13 protein-coding genes and 1 pseudogene are annotated in these 17,719 nt (G+C 73.0%); 8 read left to right on the top strand and 6 right to left on the bottom strand.

Annotated elements, in window-relative coordinates:
• Positions 1 to 9: 9 nt before the first annotated feature.
• On the top strand, positions 10 to 807 hold the full coding sequence (locus BLV72_RS35350) for a hypothetical protein (protein ID WP_093467488.1): 798 nt from the start codon (positions 10 to 12) through the stop codon (positions 805 to 807).
• Between the two features lie 164 nt (positions 808 to 971).
• Here the strand turns inward: BLV72_RS35350 and BLV72_RS35345 are convergent, their stop codons facing one another.
• Positions 972 to 1,154 carry a hypothetical protein gene (locus BLV72_RS35345; protein WP_014057263.1) on the bottom strand — a complete coding sequence of 61 codons (183 nt, stop codon included), beginning with the start codon at positions 1,152 to 1,154 and terminating at the stop codon, positions 972 to 974.
• A 142-nt stretch (positions 1,155 to 1,296) separates the two neighbouring features.
• On the opposite strand from BLV72_RS35345, the gene BLV72_RS35340 reads away from it, so the two are divergent.
• The 3 genes from BLV72_RS35340 to BLV72_RS35330 all read left to right on the top strand — a co-directional run bounded on the left by BLV72_RS35340 (position 1,297) and on the right by BLV72_RS35330 (position 6,894).
• Entirely contained in the window at positions 1,297 to 4,236 is a 2,940-nt protein-coding gene (locus tag BLV72_RS35340) for a DEAD/DEAH box helicase (protein WP_093467487.1), read from the top strand.
• On the top strand, positions 4,233 to 5,507 hold the full coding sequence (locus BLV72_RS35335) for an SWIM zinc finger family protein (protein WP_093467485.1): 1,275 nt from the start codon (positions 4,233 to 4,235) through the stop codon (positions 5,505 to 5,507). The genes BLV72_RS35340 and BLV72_RS35335 overlap by 4 nt, the downstream gene beginning before the upstream one ends.
• Positions 5,508 to 5,790: 283 nt before the next feature.
• On the top strand, positions 5,791 to 6,894 hold the full coding sequence (locus BLV72_RS35330) for a pectinesterase family protein (protein ID WP_093467484.1): 1,104 nt from the start codon (positions 5,791 to 5,793) through the stop codon (positions 6,892 to 6,894).
• A 54-nt stretch (positions 6,895 to 6,948) separates the two neighbouring features.
• Here BLV72_RS35330 and xylA read toward each other — a convergent pair whose 3' ends face one another.
• Positions 6,949 to 8,121: a xylose isomerase gene (gene xylA, locus BLV72_RS35325; protein ID WP_093467482.1), complete on the bottom strand. Its 1,173-nt coding sequence runs from the start codon at positions 8,119 to 8,121 to the stop codon at positions 6,949 to 6,951.
• 118 nt (positions 8,122 to 8,239) lie between these two features.
• On the opposite strand from xylA, the gene xylB reads away from it, so the two are divergent.
• Both xylB and BLV72_RS35315 read left to right on the top strand, forming a co-directional pair.
• Positions 8,240 to 9,697 carry a xylulokinase gene (gene xylB / locus BLV72_RS35320; protein WP_093467481.1) on the top strand — a complete coding sequence of 486 codons (1,458 nt, stop codon included), beginning with the start codon at positions 8,240 to 8,242 and terminating at the stop codon, positions 9,695 to 9,697.
• Positions 9,698 to 9,788: 91 nt separating this feature from the next.
• A complete protein-coding gene (locus BLV72_RS35315; RefSeq protein WP_093467479.1) occupies positions 9,789 to 11,054 on the top strand; it encodes an ROK family transcriptional regulator in 1,266 nt (421 codons plus the stop codon).
• Here the strand turns inward: BLV72_RS35315 and BLV72_RS35310 are convergent.
• Both BLV72_RS35310 and BLV72_RS35305 read right to left on the bottom strand, forming a co-directional pair.
• Positions 11,035 to 11,535, bottom strand: a complete 501-nt coding sequence (locus BLV72_RS35310; protein WP_093467478.1) for a GNAT family N-acetyltransferase — start codon at positions 11,533 to 11,535, stop codon at positions 11,035 to 11,037. The genes BLV72_RS35315 and BLV72_RS35310 overlap by 20 nt on opposite strands.
• A 53-nt stretch (positions 11,536 to 11,588) precedes the next feature.
• Positions 11,589 to 12,506, bottom strand: a complete 918-nt coding sequence (locus tag BLV72_RS35305) for a phosphatidylinositol-specific phospholipase C/glycerophosphodiester phosphodiesterase family protein (RefSeq protein WP_093467476.1) — start codon at positions 12,504 to 12,506, stop codon at positions 11,589 to 11,591.
• 401 nt (positions 12,507 to 12,907) lie between these two features.
• Here BLV72_RS35305 and BLV72_RS35300 point away from each other — a divergent pair, with 401 nt between their 5' ends.
• Positions 12,908 to 14,320 (top strand): family 2B encapsulin nanocompartment shell protein, encoded by a 1,413-nt coding sequence (locus BLV72_RS35300; protein WP_093467475.1) that lies wholly within the window; start codon positions 12,908 to 12,910, stop codon positions 14,318 to 14,320.
• Between the two features lie 71 nt (positions 14,321 to 14,391).
• Positions 14,392 to 15,779: pseudogene (locus BLV72_RS35295) on the top strand (family 2B encapsulin nanocompartment shell protein).
• A gap of 35 nt (positions 15,780 to 15,814) precedes the next feature.
• Here the strand turns inward: BLV72_RS35295 and BLV72_RS35290 are convergent.
• A complete protein-coding gene (locus BLV72_RS35290) occupies positions 15,815 to 16,009 on the bottom strand; it encodes a hypothetical protein (protein ID WP_020866016.1) in 195 nt (64 codons plus the stop codon).
• A gap of 161 nt (positions 16,010 to 16,170) precedes the next feature.
• Complete coding sequence (locus tag BLV72_RS35285; RefSeq protein ID WP_244321164.1) at positions 16,171 to 17,688, bottom strand: GMC family oxidoreductase; 1,518 nt, start codon at positions 17,686 to 17,688, stop codon at positions 16,171 to 16,173.
• Positions 17,689 to 17,719: the final 31 nt, after the last annotated feature.

Here is a 17,719-nt window from a genome sequence, read left to right as displayed (position 1 = left end):
GAGGCTGCCGTGCCCGCCACGGAGGAGTCAGGCGACGAGGCACTGTATGTGCTGACCGCGGTGCTGCTGACACCCGCTCAATTCCCGAGCGTGCTCGGTGACGACTATCCCGAGGCATGTGCCGTGCTCGGGCTGGAGCCGTACGAGACCGGCTACGGACTGGTGCTGGGGCAGGACGGCGGCGGCGCCCGCTGGACGGTGGTCACCGACGATGTGTCACTCGTGGCGTGCGCCATCGCGACCTGGGACTGCGGTATGGAGTACGCCCTGGCCATCGACGACCGGACGGTGGTCGCCTCCCTTCCCGGCTGGCCGCTCGCGGTGGCCGTGGCCGCCCCGGGCGTTCCGGCTCCCCATGACCCCGCTCCCGGTGCCGAGCTGGGGGCGGACGCCTCCCGGGCGCCGCTGACGCCACCGGACTCCGAGCGGTGGGGCCCGGCCCAGCGGCGGCTCGGCGCCGATGAGATCGCGCTCCAGTGGGCGATCTGGCGTGAGCAGGTCGACAGCGATGTGACGTTCGTGGCCCCGGGCGAGAAACCGCACGGGGGCGTACGGCGAGTGCTGGAGGAGGCGCGCGGCTATCTGGCCTCGCCCCCGCCGGCGGGCCGGATCCGTTCGGCGTTCGCCTCCGGCGACGCGCGGACGCTCCGGGCCGACGGCCCGGGCTGGAGCATGGTGGCCCGGACCGACGACATCGCCTTCGTGCTGCTGGACGACGCTCCGGGCGAGGTGCTGCCGGTCGGCCGTGGCCCCGAGCTGCCGGAGCTGCTGACGGCCCTGGACAAGCTGGCCATGCGACCCCACTGAGAGCGCGAGCTCACCGAGACACCGCTCCCCCAGCCGGCCGGGCCCCGAACGGGGTCGCGGGCGGTCCGCGATCGGTACTGCACGGTCACTCCCGGCTGCGCGCCGCCCGTGGCCCCGAGCCCGGCCGGCCGCCTTCCGCGGCCGCGCTCGGCGGCCCGGCTGCTTCAGCGACCCAGCTGCTTACGGGAGACCCTGTGCAGCCTGCGGCGCTGGGAGGAGTCGAGCAGCAGATAGGCCGCCGCCGGCACCCCCACGATCACCAGCAGCGCCGCCCAGAAGGGCAACACCCAGAGCAGGATCACACCTGCCACCACACCACCGGTGGCGACCTTCGCGCGTGTGGACATTTCACCCGCCTCCTTCACGGCCCATAGCCGCACTCACTCCACACAACGGACACCGACGGCACCCGGTTCCTCCTCGCGCCGTCATCCTGTACCCTCGGGCGGCCCGGACTCCACTAGTCAAATTTGAGGAACGCTCAGCGCTGTGACCCCACCCTCCGCGGCAACACCCTCCGACGTCGCCGAACTCTCCCGCTGCACCGCGGTCTTCCTTCCCGGTGACCCGGCACGCACCGGCCGGATCGCCTTCTGGCGGCCGGACGGCTCGCCCCCTTCCGGTCCGGCCACCGGCTCCGCCGAGGAGCTGACGGTCGCCGTCCCGGTGGACGGCGCCGACGACGGCTCCACCGGTCCCGCCCCCACCGGCCCTGATGTCCGGACACGGACCGTACGGGCGCTCGTGCTGCCCCTGGGCGAGGCGCTGCCGGTGCTCACCCGGGCCCGGGCGCGGGCCGCACAGGCCGGTCCGGGGCAGTGCGACCCGGCCACGGCCTTCTGGGGCGCCGCCGCCGTACTCGCCCTCCAACTCGCGGCCCGCGGAAAGCTGCTGCCCGGGCTCACCGCCACCGACCACGACGCCTGGCGCGTCGGCCCGCTCACCCCCGACGACCTGACACGGGTGCGCGAACTGGCCGCCGCCATGCCGCCCAGCGCGCACGCGACGCCGCTGCCCGCCTCCGGTCCGGTGCTGCTGCCCGAGCCCGAGCGGCATCTGCGCGCCTTCCTGGACGGGGTGGCGGACGGCCTGCCGCGCTCGCCCGCCGCGGCGCCGGCCGCGGGCGGCCCCGCCTTCGCCGCCACCGCGCCACGGCGGCTGCCCGAACAGCGTGCCTGGGCCGCAGACGTGGCCGCCGGACATGACGCGGGGGTGCGGCTCTCGGTCCGTATCGAGCTGCTGCACGGCGGCGGTGGGAACGGTAAGGCGGACAGGCCGCACTTCCGTGCCGTCCTCCAGCTGCACAGCCTCACCGACCCGGCGCTGGTCGCGGACGCCGCCGAGGTCTGGGCGGGCACCTCGCCCGTCATCCCGGCCCTCGGTCCGCGCGCCCGTATGGACGCGCTGCTGACCCTGCGGCGGGCGGCCCGTGCCTGGGCGCCGCTCGCCCCGCTGCTGTCGGCCGCCGTGCCCGACGCCCTGGATCTCGCCGACGAGGAGGTCGCCGAGCTGCTCGGCCCGGCCGCCGGGGCACTGGACGCCGCCGGGGTCCAGGTGCACTGGCCCAGGGAACTGGCCCGCGGGCTCACCGCACGTGCCGTCATCGGCCCGGACGGCGACGACGAGGCTCAGGACGATGCCGGGCCCCGGTTCCCCGCCTTCCTCTCGGCCGACGCGCTGCTGCGCTTCAGCTGGCGGTTCGCCGTGGGCGACCAGGAGCTCACCCGCGCCGAGCTGGACCAGCTCGCCGAGGCCAGCCGGCCGGTGGTGCGGTTGCGCGACCAATGGGTCCTCCTCGACCCCGAGGCGGCGCGCCGGATCCGCGACCGGCAGGACCGCAAGCTCACCCCCGCCGACGCCCTCGGTGCCGTCCTTACCGGTCGCGCGGAGGCCGACGGCACCGAGGTGGAGGTGCGGCCCACCGGCTGGCTGGAGGCCCTGCGGGACCATCTCGCCGACCCCGAGGGGGCCGTCGGCGCACAGCTGCCGCCCGTGTCCCAGCCGACCGCTCTGGCCGCCACACTGCGCGACTATCAGCTACGCGGCCTGGACTGGCTGGTCCGGATGACCTCGATCGGCCTCGGCGGCTGTCTCGCCGACGACATGGGGCTCGGCAAGACCATCACCCTGATCGCCCTCCATCTGCACCGCCGATCCCTCCCCGAGGCCTCCGGGCCCACTCTGGTGGTCTGCCCCACCTCGCTGATGGGCAATTGGCGGCGCGAGATCGAGAGGTTCGCGCCGGGCACCCCGGTGCGCCGTTTCCACGGCCCCGCGCGCAGCCTGGACGGCCTCGCGGACGGCGAGTTCGTCCTCACCACCTACGGCACGATGCGGCTGGACGCACAGCGGCTGGCCGAGGCCGGGCCGTGGGGCATGGTCGTCGCGGACGAGGCGCAGCATGTGAAGAACCCGTTCTCGGCGACGGCGCGGCAGTTGCGCACCATCGGCGCGCAGGCCCGCGTGGCGCTCTCCGGAACCCCCATCGAGAACAACCTCTCCGAGCTGTGGGCGATCCTCGACTGGACCACACCGGGGGTGCTGGGCACCCACGGTGCGTTCCGCAGGCGCTACGCCCAGGCCGTGGAGAGCGGAAGCGACCCCGAGGCCGCCGGGCGGCTGGCGAAACTGGTCCGCCCCTTTCTGCTCCGACGCCGCAAGTCCGACCCCGGAATCGCCCCCGAGCTGCCGCCGAAGACCGAGACGGACCGGGCCGTCGCGCTCACCAAGGAGCAGGCCGGGCTCTACGAGGCGGTGGTGCGCGAGGTCCTCGCCGAGATCTCCGGCACCGGCGGTCTCGTCCGGCGCGGGCTCATCGTCAAGCTCCTCACCGGTTTGAAGCAGATCTGCAATCACCCGGCGCAGTATCTGAAGGAGGACCGGCCCGTGATCCCCGGGCGCTCCGGCAAGCTGGAGCTGCTGGACGAGTTGCTGGACACCATCCTGGCCGAGGGCGCGAGCGTCCTGGTCTTCACCCAGTACGTCCAGATGGCGCGCATCCTCGAGGGGCACCTGGCCACGCGCGGGGTACCGGCCCAGCTGCTGCACGGCGGTACGCCGGTGGCGCGGCGCGAGGAGATGGTGCGGAGCTTCCAGGACGGCGAGGTCCCGGTGTTCCTGCTGTCGCTGAAGGCGGCGGGCACCGGGCTCAACCTCACCCGGGCCGGGCATGTCGTGCACTACGACCGCTGGTGGAACCCGGCCGTCGAGGCCCAGGCCACCGACCGCGCGTACCGCATCGGCCAGACCCAGCCGGTGCAGGTCCACCGCATCATCGCGGAGGGGACCGTGGAGGATCGCATCGCCGCGATGCTGACGCGCAAGCAGGAGCTGGCGGACGCCGTGCTCGGCTCCGGCGAGGGCGCGCTGACCGAGTTGACCGACGCCGAGCTGGCAGAGCTCGTGGAGCTGCGGGGGACCGAACGATGAGCCGTGCCGAGGTCGAGCGCACCTTCGCCGCCCTGCCGCCCGTCCGCGGCCGCGGCTTCGCCGGCACCTGGTGGGGCCGGGCGTGGCTGAAGGCACTGGAGGACACGGCGCTGGACGGAGAGCAGCTGAGGCGCGGCCGCAAGCAGGCGCGCGAGGGCGCGGTGGGCGCGGTGTGCGTACGTCCGGGCCGGGTCACCGGCGTGGTCCGGGACCGCGACCGGACGCCTTACCGATCCGATGTGCTGCTGCGGGAGTTCACCGAGGCGGAGTGGGACCGGCTGCTGGAGGTCGTCGCGGATCGCTCGGGCCATATCGCCGCCCTGCTGGACCGCGATATGCCCCCGCAGCTTGCCGAGGACGCGGCGGCCGTGGGCGTCGAACTGCTGCCGGGGATAGGCGATCTGGAGCCGGAGTGCGGTTGCGAGGCGTGGGACCACTGCCCGCACACCGCCGCGCTCTGCTACCAGCTGGCCCGGCTGCTGGACGAGGATCCGTATCTGCTGCTCCTGATGCGCGGACGCGGGGAGCGGGAGCTGCTGGACGAGCTCCAGGTGCGCAGCGCGGCGCGGGCCGCCCCGCACCTCCCGCGGGCGGCGGAGGACGCTCCCCCGGCGCCGGAAGGTGTACCGGCCCGGGAGGCGTTCGCCGCGCCCGGTCCGCCGCCGCTGCCCGCACCGCCGCCCGCCGTCACGGCGCCCGGCCGTCCCCCGGCGCTGGCGGGCGGCACGGACCCGGCCGAGGGGCTGGACGTCGCCGCACTGGAGTTCCTGGCTGCGGACGCCGCCGTACGCGCCCAGCGGCTGCTGGCCGAGGCCCTCTCGCCCGGCCACGCTTCCTCCCCGATCCCGGCCACGCTGACGGTGTGGCAGGACACGGTGCGGCTGACCGCCGCCGGTCCCCCGGCGCCGATCGCCGCCCGGCTGGCGGCCGGCTGCGGGCGTGACCGCACCGATCTGGCGCGGGCCGTCCGTGCCTGGGAGCACGGCGGGGCCGCCGCGCTCACCGTTCTGGAGGAGGAGTGGGTGCCGGACGCGGCAGCCCTCGCGCGTGCCCGCGTCCAGCTCGCCGCCGCCTGGGAGGAGGACGAGCAGGCGCCCGAACTGCGTGCCGCGGGGAACCGCTGGACCGTGGTGGGCGCCGATCTCCAGGTGCGCTACGGACGCGATGGCCGCTGGTGGCCGTATCGCAAGGAACGCGGCCGCTGGTGGCCGGCGGGCCCGGCCGGACACGATCCGGCGGCGGCGCTGGCGATGCCCGGCGCCGACGGCTGACGCGGCGCACGGCCGGTGGCCGCATCCGTCCGCCACCGGCCACGGGCCGCGTCGTCCGCGTCGCCTCCAAGAGAGGAGCGCGCCCCGCCCGCCGACCCAGCGCGGGGGCGGCCTCGGGGTTGCCCCCTCCAGGCCGCCGTCCCGTGGCCGGTGAGGGCGGACGGGGCCGGTGGCAGATCCGGCCGGGCCGAAGGGGGCGGGGCGGCAACCTTTGGGTGGGCCGTGGAGACCGTAAGGGCGTCAACCCCCCTCGGCACGTCTCCACGGGACGGAGTCACCGACCATGACCCTCAGCCCACGGCGCCCCCGGCGGCGCCGCCCCGCTCCGCTCATCGGCTCCCTGGCCCTGGCCACGGGTGTCGGGCTCGTCGCCGCCCCCGCCGCCGGCTGGCTCGGCGACGGTGCCCGGGCCCATGCGGCCACGCCCCCGGCCGCGGCGGCCACCATCGTGGTGGCCAAGGACGGCAGCGGTAACTACACCACCGTGCAGGCGGCCGTCGACGCGGTGCCGGCCAACAACCCGTCCGCCGTCACCATCTCCGTCAAGCCCGGTACGTACCGCGAGACGGTGAAGGTCCCGGCCAACAAGCCGCATATCCGGCTGGTGGGCACGACGAGCGGCAAGAACGATGTGACGATCGTCTACAACAACGCCTCCGGCACCCCCAAGCCCGGCGGAGGCACCTACGGCACCAGCGGCAGTGCGACCGTCGCCGTCGAGGCCGATGACTTCCAGGCCCGCAATCTGCAGTTCGTGAACGACTTCAACGAGGCCAACAGCTCCATCACCGACAAACAGGCGGTCGCGCTGCGCACCGCGGGCGACCGGATCGTCCTGGACAACATCGGGGCGGTCGGGGACCAGGACACCCTGCTGCTGGACTCGGCGAGCAAGTCCACGGTGGGCCGGGTGTACATCAACAACGCCTGGATCCAGGGGAACGTCGACTTCATCTTCGGCCGTGCCTCCGCCGTCATCAACAAGTCGGCGATCCGGCTCGCCAAGCGCTACGACGGCAGCTCCGGCGGCTATGTCGCGGCGCCCTCGACGGCGGCCGGAAAGAAGGGCTTCCTGTTCATCAACAGCAACGTCACCGGGGATGTCGGCAGCCGGTCGTTCTACCTCGGCCGCCCGTGGCACGCCGGCGGCGACGCCAGCCTCGATCCGCAGGCGATCGTCCGCAATACGGATCTGTCAGCGGCGATCAAGACCACTCCGTGGACGGACATGAGTGGCTTCTCCTGGAAGGACGACCGCTTCGGAGAGTACAAGAACACCGGCGCCGGTTCCGGTGCGGCGAGCACCGACCGGCCGCAGCTGACCGACGCCCAGGCCGCGGACTACGAGATCGCCGACTGGCTCGGCGGCTGGCAGCCGTCGGCCTGACGATGAGCCCCGGCCGCCGGTCCCGTCGGGGGCGGGACCGGCGGCCGGACGCGGTCAGCCGCGCGCGGCGAGCAGATGGTCCATGGCGAGCTGGTCCAGGCGTTCGAAGGCCATACCGCGCTCGGCGGCCGCCTCGACGTCGAAGTCCTCGAAGGCGGTGCGGTCCGCGAGCAGCGCCGCGGGGGTCTCGCCCGCCTGAAGGGTCGGCTCGGCCAGCTGGTCCAGGCGCGAGGCGCGCAGCGCCTCCTGGACCTCGGGGTCGGCGCGGAAGGCGGCCGCCCGGTCCTTGAGGATGAGGTAGTTGCGCATGCAGCCCGCCGCCGAGGCCCAGACGCCCGAGATGTCCTCGGTGCGCGGGGGCTTGAAGTCGAAGTGGCGCGGTCCCTCGTAGCCGCCCGTCTCCAGCAGGTCGACCAGCCAGAAGGCGGCCCGCAGATCGCCCGCGCCGAACCGCAGGTCCTGGTCGTACTTGATGCCGTTCTGGCCGTTGAGGTCGATGTGGAAGAGCTTGCCCGCCCACAGTGCCTGGGCGATGCCGTGCGGGAAGTTCAGCCCGGCCATCTGCTCATGGCCGACCTCCGGATTGACGCCGTACAGCTCGGGCCGCTCCAGCCGCTCGATGAAGGCCAGCGCGTGGCCGACGGTCGGCAGCAGGATGTCGCCGCGCGGCTCGTTGGGCTTGGGCTCGATGGCGAAGCGCAGATCGTAGCCCTGCTCGGTGACGTAGGTGCCGAGCAGGTCGAACGCCTCCTTCATCCGGTCGAGCGCGGCGCGCACGTCCTTGGCGCCGCCGGACTCCGCGCCCTCGCGGCCGCCCCAGGCCACGTAGGTCTTGGCGCCCAATTCGGCGGCGAGGTCGATGTTGCGCATGGTCTTGCGCAGCGCGTAGCGGCGCACATCGCGATCGTTGGCGGTGAAGGCGCCGTCCTTGAAGACGGGATGCGTGAAGAGGTTGGTGGTGGCCATGGGCACGCTCATCCCGGTGGCGTCCAGGGCCTGCCGGAAGCGCTTGATATGCGATTCGCGCTCGGTCGCCGAGGCCCCGAAAGGGATGAGGTCGTCGTCGTGGAAGGTGACGCCGTACGCGCCGAGTTCGGCGAGCCGGGTCACGGACTCCACGGGGTCGAGCGCTGGGCGGGTGGCGTCCCCGAACGGGTCCCGGCCCTGCCAGCCGACCGTCCACAGTCCGAAGGTGAACCTGTCCTCGGGGGTGGGGTTGTAGCTCATCACGGCTCCCTCGCCTATTTCGTCATGGCGCTTTACAAATTAGTATGCGCGAGCATTCCGGGGAAGCCCCGTTCCACCCGCACACCGCACGACCCATGGACGCAAGGGAGAGCGCGAGATGGCAGCAGCAGCCGTGCCCGTGCCGCAAGGACCACTCGTCGTCGGCGTGGACAGCTCCACGCAATCGACCAAGGCGCTCGTCGTCGACTCCGCGACCGGTGCGGTCGTCGCCCGGGGACAGGCCCCGCACACCGTCGGTGGCGGCAGCGACGGCACCGGTAAGGAGTCCGTCCCGGAGCAGTGGTGGGAGGCGCTGACCGAGGCGCTGCGGCAATGCGGCAATCCGGCCCGGGAGGCGGCCGCGGTCTCCGTGGGCGGCCAGCAGCACGGCCTGGTCACCCTCGACGCCTCGGGCCGCTCGGTGCGGCCGGCGCTGCTGTGGAACGATGTGCGCTCCGCGCCGCAGCGCGACCGGCTCATCGAGGAGCTGGGCGGCCCGAAGGCATGGGCGGAGCGGGTCGGCAGCGTGCCCGCGCCCGCCTTCACCGTCACCAAGTGGGCCTGGCTCATGGAGAACGAGCCGGAGGCGGCCCGCGCCACCGCGGCCGTCCGGCTCCCCCACGACTACCTCACCGAGCGGCTCACCGGCTATGGGACCACCGACCGGGGCGACGCCTCGGGCACCGGCTGGTGGTCCTCGGCCACCGAGTCCTACGACGAGGAGATCCTGGACCGGGCCGGGCTCTCCCCCGAGCTGCTGCCGCGCGTGCTGCGCCACGGCGAGGCCGCCGGGACCGTACGGGAGCTGCCCGATCTGCCGCTGCCCACCGGCGCCCTGGTGGCCACCGGCACGGGCGACAACATGGCGGCCGCCCTGGGGCTCGGCCTGCGCCCGGGGCAGCCGGTCCTCAGCCTGGGCACCTCCGGCACCGTCTACGCGGTCTCGGCCCACCGGCCCGCCGACCCCAGCGGGGTGGTCGCGGGATTCGCCGACACACGGGACGCCTGGCTGCCGCTGGCGTGCACGCTCAACTGCACGCTCGCGGTGGACCGGATCGCGGCGCTGCTGGGCCGCGACCGGGAGGCGGTGGAGCCGGGCGGCTCGGCCGTGCTGCTGCCGTTCCTCGACGGCGAGCGCACCCCTCATCTGCCGCACGCCTCGGGGCTGCTGCACGGTCTGCGCCACGACACCACACCGGGGCAGGTGCTCCAGGCCGCCTACGACGGGGCCGTCTTCGCCCTGCTCACCGCGCTGGACCAGGTGCTGGACGCGGACGCGGCGCCCGACGCCCCACTGTTGCTCATAGGAGGTGGCGCCAAGGGCACGGCATGGCGGGAGACGGTCCGGCGGCTGAGCGGACGCCCGGTACAGGTGCCCCGGGCCGAGGAGCTGGTCGCCCTCGGGGCCGCCGCGCAGGCCGCGGGGCTGGTGCTGGGCGAGGACCCGGCCGCGGTGGCACGGCGCTGGGCGACCGCCGAAGGCCCGTCCTACGGTCCGGTGCCCCGCGACGAGGCGGCGCTGGAGCGGCTCTCCCGGGTGCTGGCGGACGCGGAGGGCCTGCTGCGCCACGCGTGAACGCCGTACGGACTCGGCCGTACGGACCGGTGTCGTACCGGCCCGGCACAATGAGCGGATCGGGCGATCGGACGAGAGGAGGCGCATTCAGGTGGCAGCGCCACTGCCCAACACCCAGCAGGCGATGCGCCGGCGCAATCTCTCCCTCGTGCTGCACGCCGTGGCCGCCCACGGCCCGCTGTCCCGTGCGTCGGTGGCGGCCCGCGTGGGGCTCACCCGGGCCGCCGTCTCCACGCTCGTCGACGAGCTGATCCGGGATGGGCTGCTGGTCGAGCTGGGTCCCTCCCGGCCCGGTACGGTCGGCCGCCCCGGCAGCGCCCTGCAGCTCAATGAGCGCGGTCCGGCCGGACTGGGCGCGGAGATCGGGGTGGACCATCTCGCGGTGTGCGCGGTGGACCTCGCCGGGCGGGTGCGGGCCCGCACCGAGATAGCCTCGGCGAACCGCGACCGTTCACCGGCCCCGGTGCTCACCCAGCTCTCCTCCCTGGTCCGGCAGGTCGCGGCGGAGGCGGAGCTGGCCGGGCTGCGGCCGGTGGGGCTCTCGGTGGCGGTGCCCGGTCTGGTGGCGCGGGACTCCTCGCTGGTCGTCCGCGCCCCCAACCTGGGCTGGGAGGGGGTGGACATCGGCCCCGAGCTGCGCACGGCGCTGCCCGGTCTGCCGGTCACCGTCGACAACGAGGCGAATCTGAGCGCGCTCGCCGAGCTGTGGCGGGGCGGCCACGACCCCGCGCCCCGGGATTTCATCCATGTCTCGGCCGAGATCGGCATCGGCGCCGCGGTCGTGCTGGAGGGACAACTGCTGCGCGGCACCCACGGTTTCGCGGGCGAGCTGGGCCATGTGCCGGTGCGTCCCGAGGGGCCCGAGTGCGCCTGCGGCGGGCGCGGCTGTCTGGAGCAGTACGCGGGCGAGGAGGCGGTGCTGCGGGCGAGCGGCCTGTCCCCCGAGGAGGCAGCGGCCCAGCACCCGGGCCCCGGCGGCCGTATCACCGTGCTGGCCGTAAGGGCGGCGAGCGGCGACCAGCGGGTGCGGCGCGCGCTGCGCGGCGCGGGCTCGGCGCTCGGGATCGCCCTCGCGGGCGCGGTGAACCTCCTGGACCCGGAAAAGGTGGTGCTCGGCGGCGCGCTGACGCCGCTGGCGCCCTGGCTGCTGCCCGCCCTGGAGCGGGAGTTGGGACGCCGGCTCACCGACCCGGCCCGTCCGGGCAGCGGGGCGGTGACCGTCTCCCGGCTCGGCCCGGACGGTCCCCTGCTGGGCGCGGCCAACTCGGTGGTGCAGGCGGTCCTCGACGATCCGGCGGGGTTCCGGGACCCGGCCGGAGCCGGTGAGCCTGCCGGGATCAGAGGAAGCGATGCATGATGTGCAGCCCCACATAGCCCTTCGTGGGGTGGTCGAACGCCTTGGGGACGGTGCCGATGACCTTAAAGCCCAGTGAGCGCCACAGCGCCACCGCCTGGGTGTTGCTCTCCACCACGGCGTTGAACTGCATCGCCTTGTAGCCCTCGGCGCGCGCCCACTCCAGGACATGCTCCCCCAGGGCCCGGCCCACACCGCGCCCGCCGTGCTCGGGCGCCACCATGAAACTGGCCCCCGCGATATGCGCGCCGGGTCCCATGTGGTTGGGGTTCATCTTGGCCGAGCCCAGGACCGTGCCGTCGAGGTCGGTGGCGACGACGGTACGGCTCGGGGGGCTCGGCATCCAGATGTCGCGGGCCCCGTCCTCGTCCAGGTCGCGAGGGTAGGTGTAGGTCTCACCCGCGGCCACGATGCGGCGCAGGAAGGCCCAGATGGCGGGCCAGTCCTCGGCGGTGGCGGTCCTGATCAGCATGCGGGCCAGCATGGCGGTGCGGGCGACGGCGCGCGAGGGATTTTCCCGCCGCCGCCCGCGAGGCGTCAGCGGGCCGCGCGCAGGAACGCCTCCAGCCCCGCCAGGTCGTCGGTGTTGAGGTAGTCCACATCGGCGGCCAGGAGCTCACGCCACAGGGCGTCGCGCTCCGGGCCGGCCACGTCCGGGGTGGCCCAGAAGCGCACGGTCTGCCGGGCGGCGTGCGCGGAGGCGACGAGGCGGTGCAGCGTCTCGCGCTCTGCCCGCGGCATCGGACCGGTCCCCGTCCAGGTGAAGGTCTTGGTCCAGTCGGCGCTGATGAGCGGGATGAAGGAGGCGGGCACGCCCGAGCCGAGATCCTCAAGCCGTCCGTCGTAGAAGGCGTGGCGCACCTTCTCGGCCTCCATGGGGGCCCGTGCGCCGCGGTCGCCCGAGATGACGGCCGTCACCGCGCCGCGGCGCACCCGGCCGTCCACCCCGCCGTAGGCGGCGCTGAACAGGGGACCGTAGTGGCGCAGCCGCTTGGCCAACTCCAGGTAGGTGGCCTCCCCGGCGGTCTTGAGGTCGATCAGCAACTGCAGCGACAGGTCGTGGCCGCGGTAGACCCGGCCGCCGTTGGCCTTCACCCGCCGGGCCAGCGGGTCGAGGTAGAGCGACTCCAGGGTGCGGGTGGGGTCGAGGTCGGTGGCGTCGTGCGCGACCAGCAACTCGCCCTCGACCAGCCAGATGTCGGCCTCGACGCTGCCGAAGCCGTGGGAGAGCGCGTCGAGGAGCGGACGCGGGTGCTCGTAGTCGTTGTGGGCGTGGGCTCTGGCCAGCGGCCGCTTGCCCTTCGAGAGGTCCTTCGAGCTGTGCTTCGAACCGTCCTTCGAGACGGACGTGGTGCCGAACGAGCTGGCCGTGCTGGCGAACGCGGGTGCGGCCGCGCCGCCCGCCAGAGCGGCTCCGAGGGTGACGACAAAGGCACGGCGTGTACGGCGGACCATGGGGCCTCCCGGCTCTCGTCCCGGCGTGGTGCCGGATACGCAGGATGGACGCCAGTGAGTATCGGGCGGCCGTGGGCCCAAAGGGCAGTGTTGCGCGAAGAGTTCCACGGGTGGTCCCCGGCCATTTCCTCACCGTTCCCGGGGTGCCGAGGCGATGGCCGCGGCGCCCGCCCGCGGCGGGCGCGCGACAGGAGAGCGAGGGCCGGGCGAACGGGCGGGGTCGCGGAGGCCGTCGGCCCGCGGCGCGCATTCGGAGTGTTTACCCGTCCGCGGCCGTCGGCATAACCATCACCCAGCCACTCTTTTGAGTGAATGCACCACCCAAATTCCGCTGCTAGCTTGGCAGTTGCTCGAGCGGAATTTGTCCTCAAGGTCCGTACAGGGATGGGTGAGCATACACGATGACGACGTCCGTTGAACCGGGTTCCGGTACCGGAAATTCGCAGCCGCAGTTGAGTCTCGGCACGGCGGCCGCGCGGAATCTGGCGACGACGACCAAATCCGTTCCGCAAATGCAGGGCCTCAGCTCCCGGTGGCTGCTGCGCATGCTGCCGTGGGTGCAGGTTCCGGGCGGTTCCTATCGTGTGAACCGCCGGGCGTCCCATACGCTCGGCGACGGCCGGGTGGAGTTCACCACCACCGGGTCCGAGGTGCGGGTCATCCCGGTCGAGCTGCGCGAACTGCCGCTGCTGCGCGGTTTCGAGGACGCCTCGGTGCTCGGGGCCCTGGCGGACCGCTTCACCCAGCGGGAATTCGCACCGGGCGATGTGCTGGTCGAGGCCGGGCGCCCGGCCGATGAGCTTCTCCTCATCGCCCATGGCAAGGTCGACAAATTGACCGAGGGCGCGTTCGACGAACCCGCGGTGGTCGGCTCGGCCGCCGGCGGCGACCACATCGGGGAGCCGGAGCTGACCGCTGCCGAGGCGGGCACCTGGGGCATCACCGTGAAGGCCGTGACCTCCTGCACGGTGCTGGCCCTGCCCCGGCAGGAGTTCGAGGAGCAGCTGGATCGCTCACCCCAGCTGCGGGCGCATGTGGAGGGGGTGCGCTCGGCGCCGGAGGCCGAGCAGAACGAGCACGGGGAGGCGGCCATCGCGCTGGCCTCGGGGCATTCGGGCGAGCCGGTCCTGCCGGGCACCTTCGCGGAGTACGAGCTGGCGCCGCGCGAGTACGAGCTGAGCGTGGCCCAGACCGTGCTGCGCGTCCACACCCGCGTCGCCGACCTCTACAACGAGCCCATGAACCAGGTCGAGCAGCAACTCCGCCTCACCATCGAGGCCCTGCGCGAACGCCAGGAACACGAGCTCGTCAACAACCCCGAGATCGGCCTGCTGCACAACGCCGACCTCTCGCAGCGCATCCACACCCGCAGCGGACCGCCCACCCCCGACGACCTCGACGCGCTGCTGGCCACCGTCTGGAAGGACCCGGGGCTGATCCTGGCGCATCCGCGCGCCATCGCGGCGATCGGCCGGGAGTTCAACGCCCGTGGCATCTCCCCGCAGCCCACGGAGGTCAACGGCCATGCGATGCCGGCCTGGCGCGGCGTGCCCATCTTCCCGTGCAACAAGATTCCGGTGTCCCGGGCCGGGGTGACCTCGATTCTCGTCCTGCGCACCGGCGAGGAGAACCAGGGGGTCATCGGACTGCACCGCACCGGAATTCCCGACGAATACCAGCCGAGCCTCTCGGTGCGGTTCATGGGAATCAGCGAGCAGGCCATCATCTCGTATCTCGTCAGCGCCTACTATTCCGCGGCCGTGCTCGTCCCCGACGCGCTCGGAATTCTGGAGAACGTGGAAATCGGGCTCTGACGCCCGCCCGACCGGGCCCGTGGCCTTCGCATACCTTCCCGAAGATCTACCGAAATGGGTGATGAGCACTTATGACCACTTCCGTGGAGTCCGGTGAGCAGCCGCTGAGTCTGGGCACGGCCGCCGCACGGAATCTGGCGACCACCACCAAGTCCGTTCCGCAGATGCAGGCCATCTCCTCCCGGTGGCTGCTGCGCGTCCTCCCCTGGGTGCACGTGTCGGCCGGTACGTACCGGGTGAACCGCCGACTGACGTACACGGTCGGAGACGGTCGGGTGGAGTTCATCAGCACCGGATCGCAGGTGCGGGTCATCCCGCCGGAGCTGGGCGAGCTGCCGACGCTGCGCGGCTTCGGGGACACCGCCGTTCTGGAATCGCTGGCCGACGGATGCGTCCAGCGCGAGTACGCGCCCGGGATGTGCTGGTGGAGGCGGGCCGCCCGGCCGACCAGGTGTTCCTGATCGCCCACGGCAAGGTCCGCCAGGTCGCCCCCGGCGCCTATGACGAGGGCACCACGCTGGCGCTGCTGGCCGACGGGGAGTACTTCGGCGACGCGGTGCTGACCGGTCCTGAGCACACCTGGGAGTTCACCGTCCGGGCCGTCACCCGGACCACGGTGCTCACCCTCCCCCGCCGCGTCGTCCAGGAGGCGGCCGACCGCTCCGATGCGCTGCGCGACCATCTCCAGGGGCTTTCGGAGCGGTCCACGCCCGCTCAGAACCGGCGCGGTGAGGCCGATATCGCCGTCGCGTCCGGCCACGCGGGCGAGCCGGTCCTGCCGGGCACGTTCGTGGACTACGAGCTGGCGCCGCGCGAGTACGAGCTGAGCGTGGCCCAGACCGTGCTGCGCGTCCACACCCGCGTCGCCGACCTCTACAACGAGCCCATGAACCAGGTCGAGCAGCAACTCCGCCTCACCATCGAGGCCCTGCGCGAACGCCAGGAACACGAGCTCGTCAACAACCGCGAATTCGGCCTGCTGCACAACGCCGACCTCTCGCAGCGCATCCACACCCGCAGCGGACCGCCCACCCCCGACGACCTCGATGAGCTGCTGGCACGGCGCCGCAAGACCCAGTATTTGCTGGCGCATCCGCGCACCATCGCCGCCTTCGGGCGTGAGTGCAGCGACCGTGGTCTGTATCCGCAGGGCATCGAGGTGGCCGGGGTCGCGGTGCGGGCGTGGCGCGGGGTTCCGCTGCTGCCCTGCAACAAGATCCCGATCAGCGAGTCCGGCACCAGCTCCATCCTGGCGATGCGCACCGGGGAGGAGAGCCAGGGGGTCATCGGTCTGCATCAGACCGGTATCCCGGACGAGTACGAGCCCAGTCTGAACGTCCGGTTCATGGGCATCAGCGAGCAGGCCGTGACGTCCTATCTGGTCTCCGCCTACTACTCGGCCGCGATTCTGGTGCCCGACGCGGTCGGTGTGCTGGAGGACGTCGAGATCGGCCGCTGAGCCCGGCCGAAGAGGCCGGTCGCCGCGGGCGTGGGTCAGGGACGGACGCTGCTGACCACGTCCGCGGTGGCGGCGAGCCCCTCGGAGATGGTGGGCGCCACGCTGCTGCTCGCCAGGTAGAAGCCCAGCGTCACACAGACCAGCGCATGCGAGATGCGCAATCCGCCGCTGCGGAGGAAGACCACCGTCAGGATCAGAAGCAGCAGGACCACGGAGATGGAAATGGCCATGGGGAGCCTCCTCGGCCACGGAGCATCGGAATCCGGCCGTCAGTGTGGCCCAGAATCGCCCCTGCACCGCCGTCGGCTGGTGCTCCATACGGGTGCCGATCTGCTGTGCGGTTACTCCCCGGCGATCGCCCCTCGGTGGTGAGCGGGTGTGGCGAGCCGTCTCAGGCGTCGGCGCGGATCAGCTCGGCGGCCATCTCGCCGATCATGACGCAGGCCGCGTTGGTGTTGGCCGAGACGATCGACGGCATGATCGATCCGTCGGCGATCCGCAGCCCCTCGACGCCCCGGACGCGCAGCCGGGGGTCCACCACCGATTCCTCGTCCCCGCCCATCCGGCAGGTGCCGACGTGGTGGAAGTAGGTGCCGGCGTTCTCGCGGACGAAGTCGGCCAGGCCGTCCCGGTCGCTCACACCGGGGCCGGGCAGCAGTTCGCGCGGCTGCCACGCCGCGAACGCGTCGGTGGCGGCCAGTGACCGGGCCAGTTCGACTCCCTGGACCAGGATGGCAAGATCCCTCGCGTCGCTGAGATAGCCGGGGTCGATCAGCGGCCGGTCCTCGGGGTCCGCGCCGGAGAGCCGGACCGTGCCCCGGCTGTGGGGCTGCATCGCGGCGGCCGTCAGGGTGAAGGTGTTCCGCGGGAACGGCAGCAGCCTCGGGTGAAAGGGGATGTGAAAGAGGAACACCTCGAGGTCGGGGCGGGGCAGCCCGGGGTCGGTCCGGGTGAACAGGGCCGCCTCGGCGGTGGTCACAGGGGGCGGCGGCAGCGGGGTGCCCGCCTCGTGGACCAGCCCGACCAGGGGGTGGTCCTGCAGATTGGCCCCCACCTGCGGGGCGTCCACCAGCACCGGGACGCCCACCTCGCGCAGATGGCCGGCCGGGCCGATCCCGGAGAGCATCAGCAGCTTGGGTGAGTCGATCGAACCGGCGCACACGATGACCTCGCGGGCCGCGCGCACCCGCCGCGCCACTCCGCCGGAGCCGGCGTATTCGACGCCGACGCAGCGGGTGCCCTCGAAGAGCAGCCGGTGTGCGTGGGCCTCGGTGCGGACGGTGAGGTGGGCCCGGTCCATCGCCGGGTCGAGATAGGCGACCGCCGTGCTCTGGCGGCGCCCCTCGTGGATCGTCCACTCATGGCGTCCGGCGCCGTCGCTCTCCGCCCCGTTGAAGTCGTCGTTGAAGGGATGGCCGAGTTCCTTGGCGGCGTCGAGGAAGGCGGCGGACAGCGGGTTGGGCGTGTCGGCCCGGCTGAGCCGCAGCGGGCCGCCGGTGCCGCGGAAGTGGGGGTCACCGCCCTCGGTGTGCTCGATGGCGCGGAAGGTCTCCAGCACCGACGCGGCGTCCCAGCCGGTGCAGCCGTCGGCGGCCCATGCGTCGAAGGTGCCGAGGTGGCCGCGGACATAGGTCATCACATTGATGCTGCTGGAGCCGCCGAGCACCTTGCCGCGCGCGGCGGCCTGCGGATGCCCCGCCAGGCCCGGCTGCGGGACGGTGGTGTAGCCCCAGTCGTGCTCACCGCCGATGAGGGTGAACCACGCGGTGGGGTCGTGGATCTGCTCGGCCGCGTCGTCCTTCCCGGCCTCGAGCAGCAGCACCCTCGTGTCCGGGATTTCCGTCAACCGGGCCGCGACCACCGCGCCGGCCGAGCCCGCGCCCACCACGATGTAGTCGAAGTCGCTCATCATGTGCCCCTGTTCCGGCCTCGCCCGACGT

It is taken from the genome of Streptomyces melanosporofaciens (assembly GCF_900105695.1).
Taxonomy (GTDB): Bacteria; Actinomycetota; Actinomycetes; order Streptomycetales; family Streptomycetaceae; genus Streptomyces; species Streptomyces antimycoticus.
Note: the sequence above shows the minus strand (reverse complement) of the source record. Positions and strands in the feature narration are given on the sequence as shown.

What these genes read in the sequence shown, in the direction of transcription:
- BLV72_RS35310 (WP_093467478.1), bottom strand. Translation starts at nt 11,535, where the DNA reads ATGCTGGCCCGCATGCTGATCAGGACCGCCACCGCCGAGGACTGGCCC.
- BLV72_RS35290 (WP_020866016.1), bottom strand. Translation starts at nt 16,009, where the DNA reads ATGGCCATTTCCATCTCCGTGGTCCTGCTGCTTCTGATCCTGACGGTG.
- BLV72_RS35300 (WP_093467475.1), top strand. Translation starts at nt 12,908, where the DNA reads ATGACGACGTCCGTTGAACCGGGTTCCGGTACCGGAAATTCGCAGCCG.
- BLV72_RS35285 (WP_244321164.1), bottom strand. Translation starts at nt 17,688, where the DNA reads ATGAGCGACTTCGACTACATCGTGGTGGGCGCGGGCTCGGCCGGCGCG.
- BLV72_RS35330 (WP_093467484.1), top strand. Translation starts at nt 5,791, where the DNA reads ATGACCCTCAGCCCACGGCGCCCCCGGCGGCGCCGCCCCGCTCCGCTC.
- xylB (WP_093467481.1), top strand. Translation starts at nt 8,240, where the DNA reads ATGGCAGCAGCAGCCGTGCCCGTGCCGCAAGGACCACTCGTCGTCGGC.
- BLV72_RS35345 (WP_014057263.1), bottom strand. Translation starts at nt 1,154, where the DNA reads ATGTCCACACGCGCGAAGGTCGCCACCGGTGGTGTGGTGGCAGGTGTG.
- xylA (WP_093467482.1), bottom strand. Translation starts at nt 8,121, where the DNA reads ATGAGCTACAACCCCACCCCCGAGGACAGGTTCACCTTCGGACTGTGG.
- BLV72_RS35335 (WP_093467485.1), top strand. Translation starts at nt 4,233, where the DNA reads ATGAGCCGTGCCGAGGTCGAGCGCACCTTCGCCGCCCTGCCGCCCGTC.
- BLV72_RS35305 (WP_093467476.1), bottom strand. Translation starts at nt 12,506, where the DNA reads ATGGTCCGCCGTACACGCCGTGCCTTTGTCGTCACCCTCGGAGCCGCT.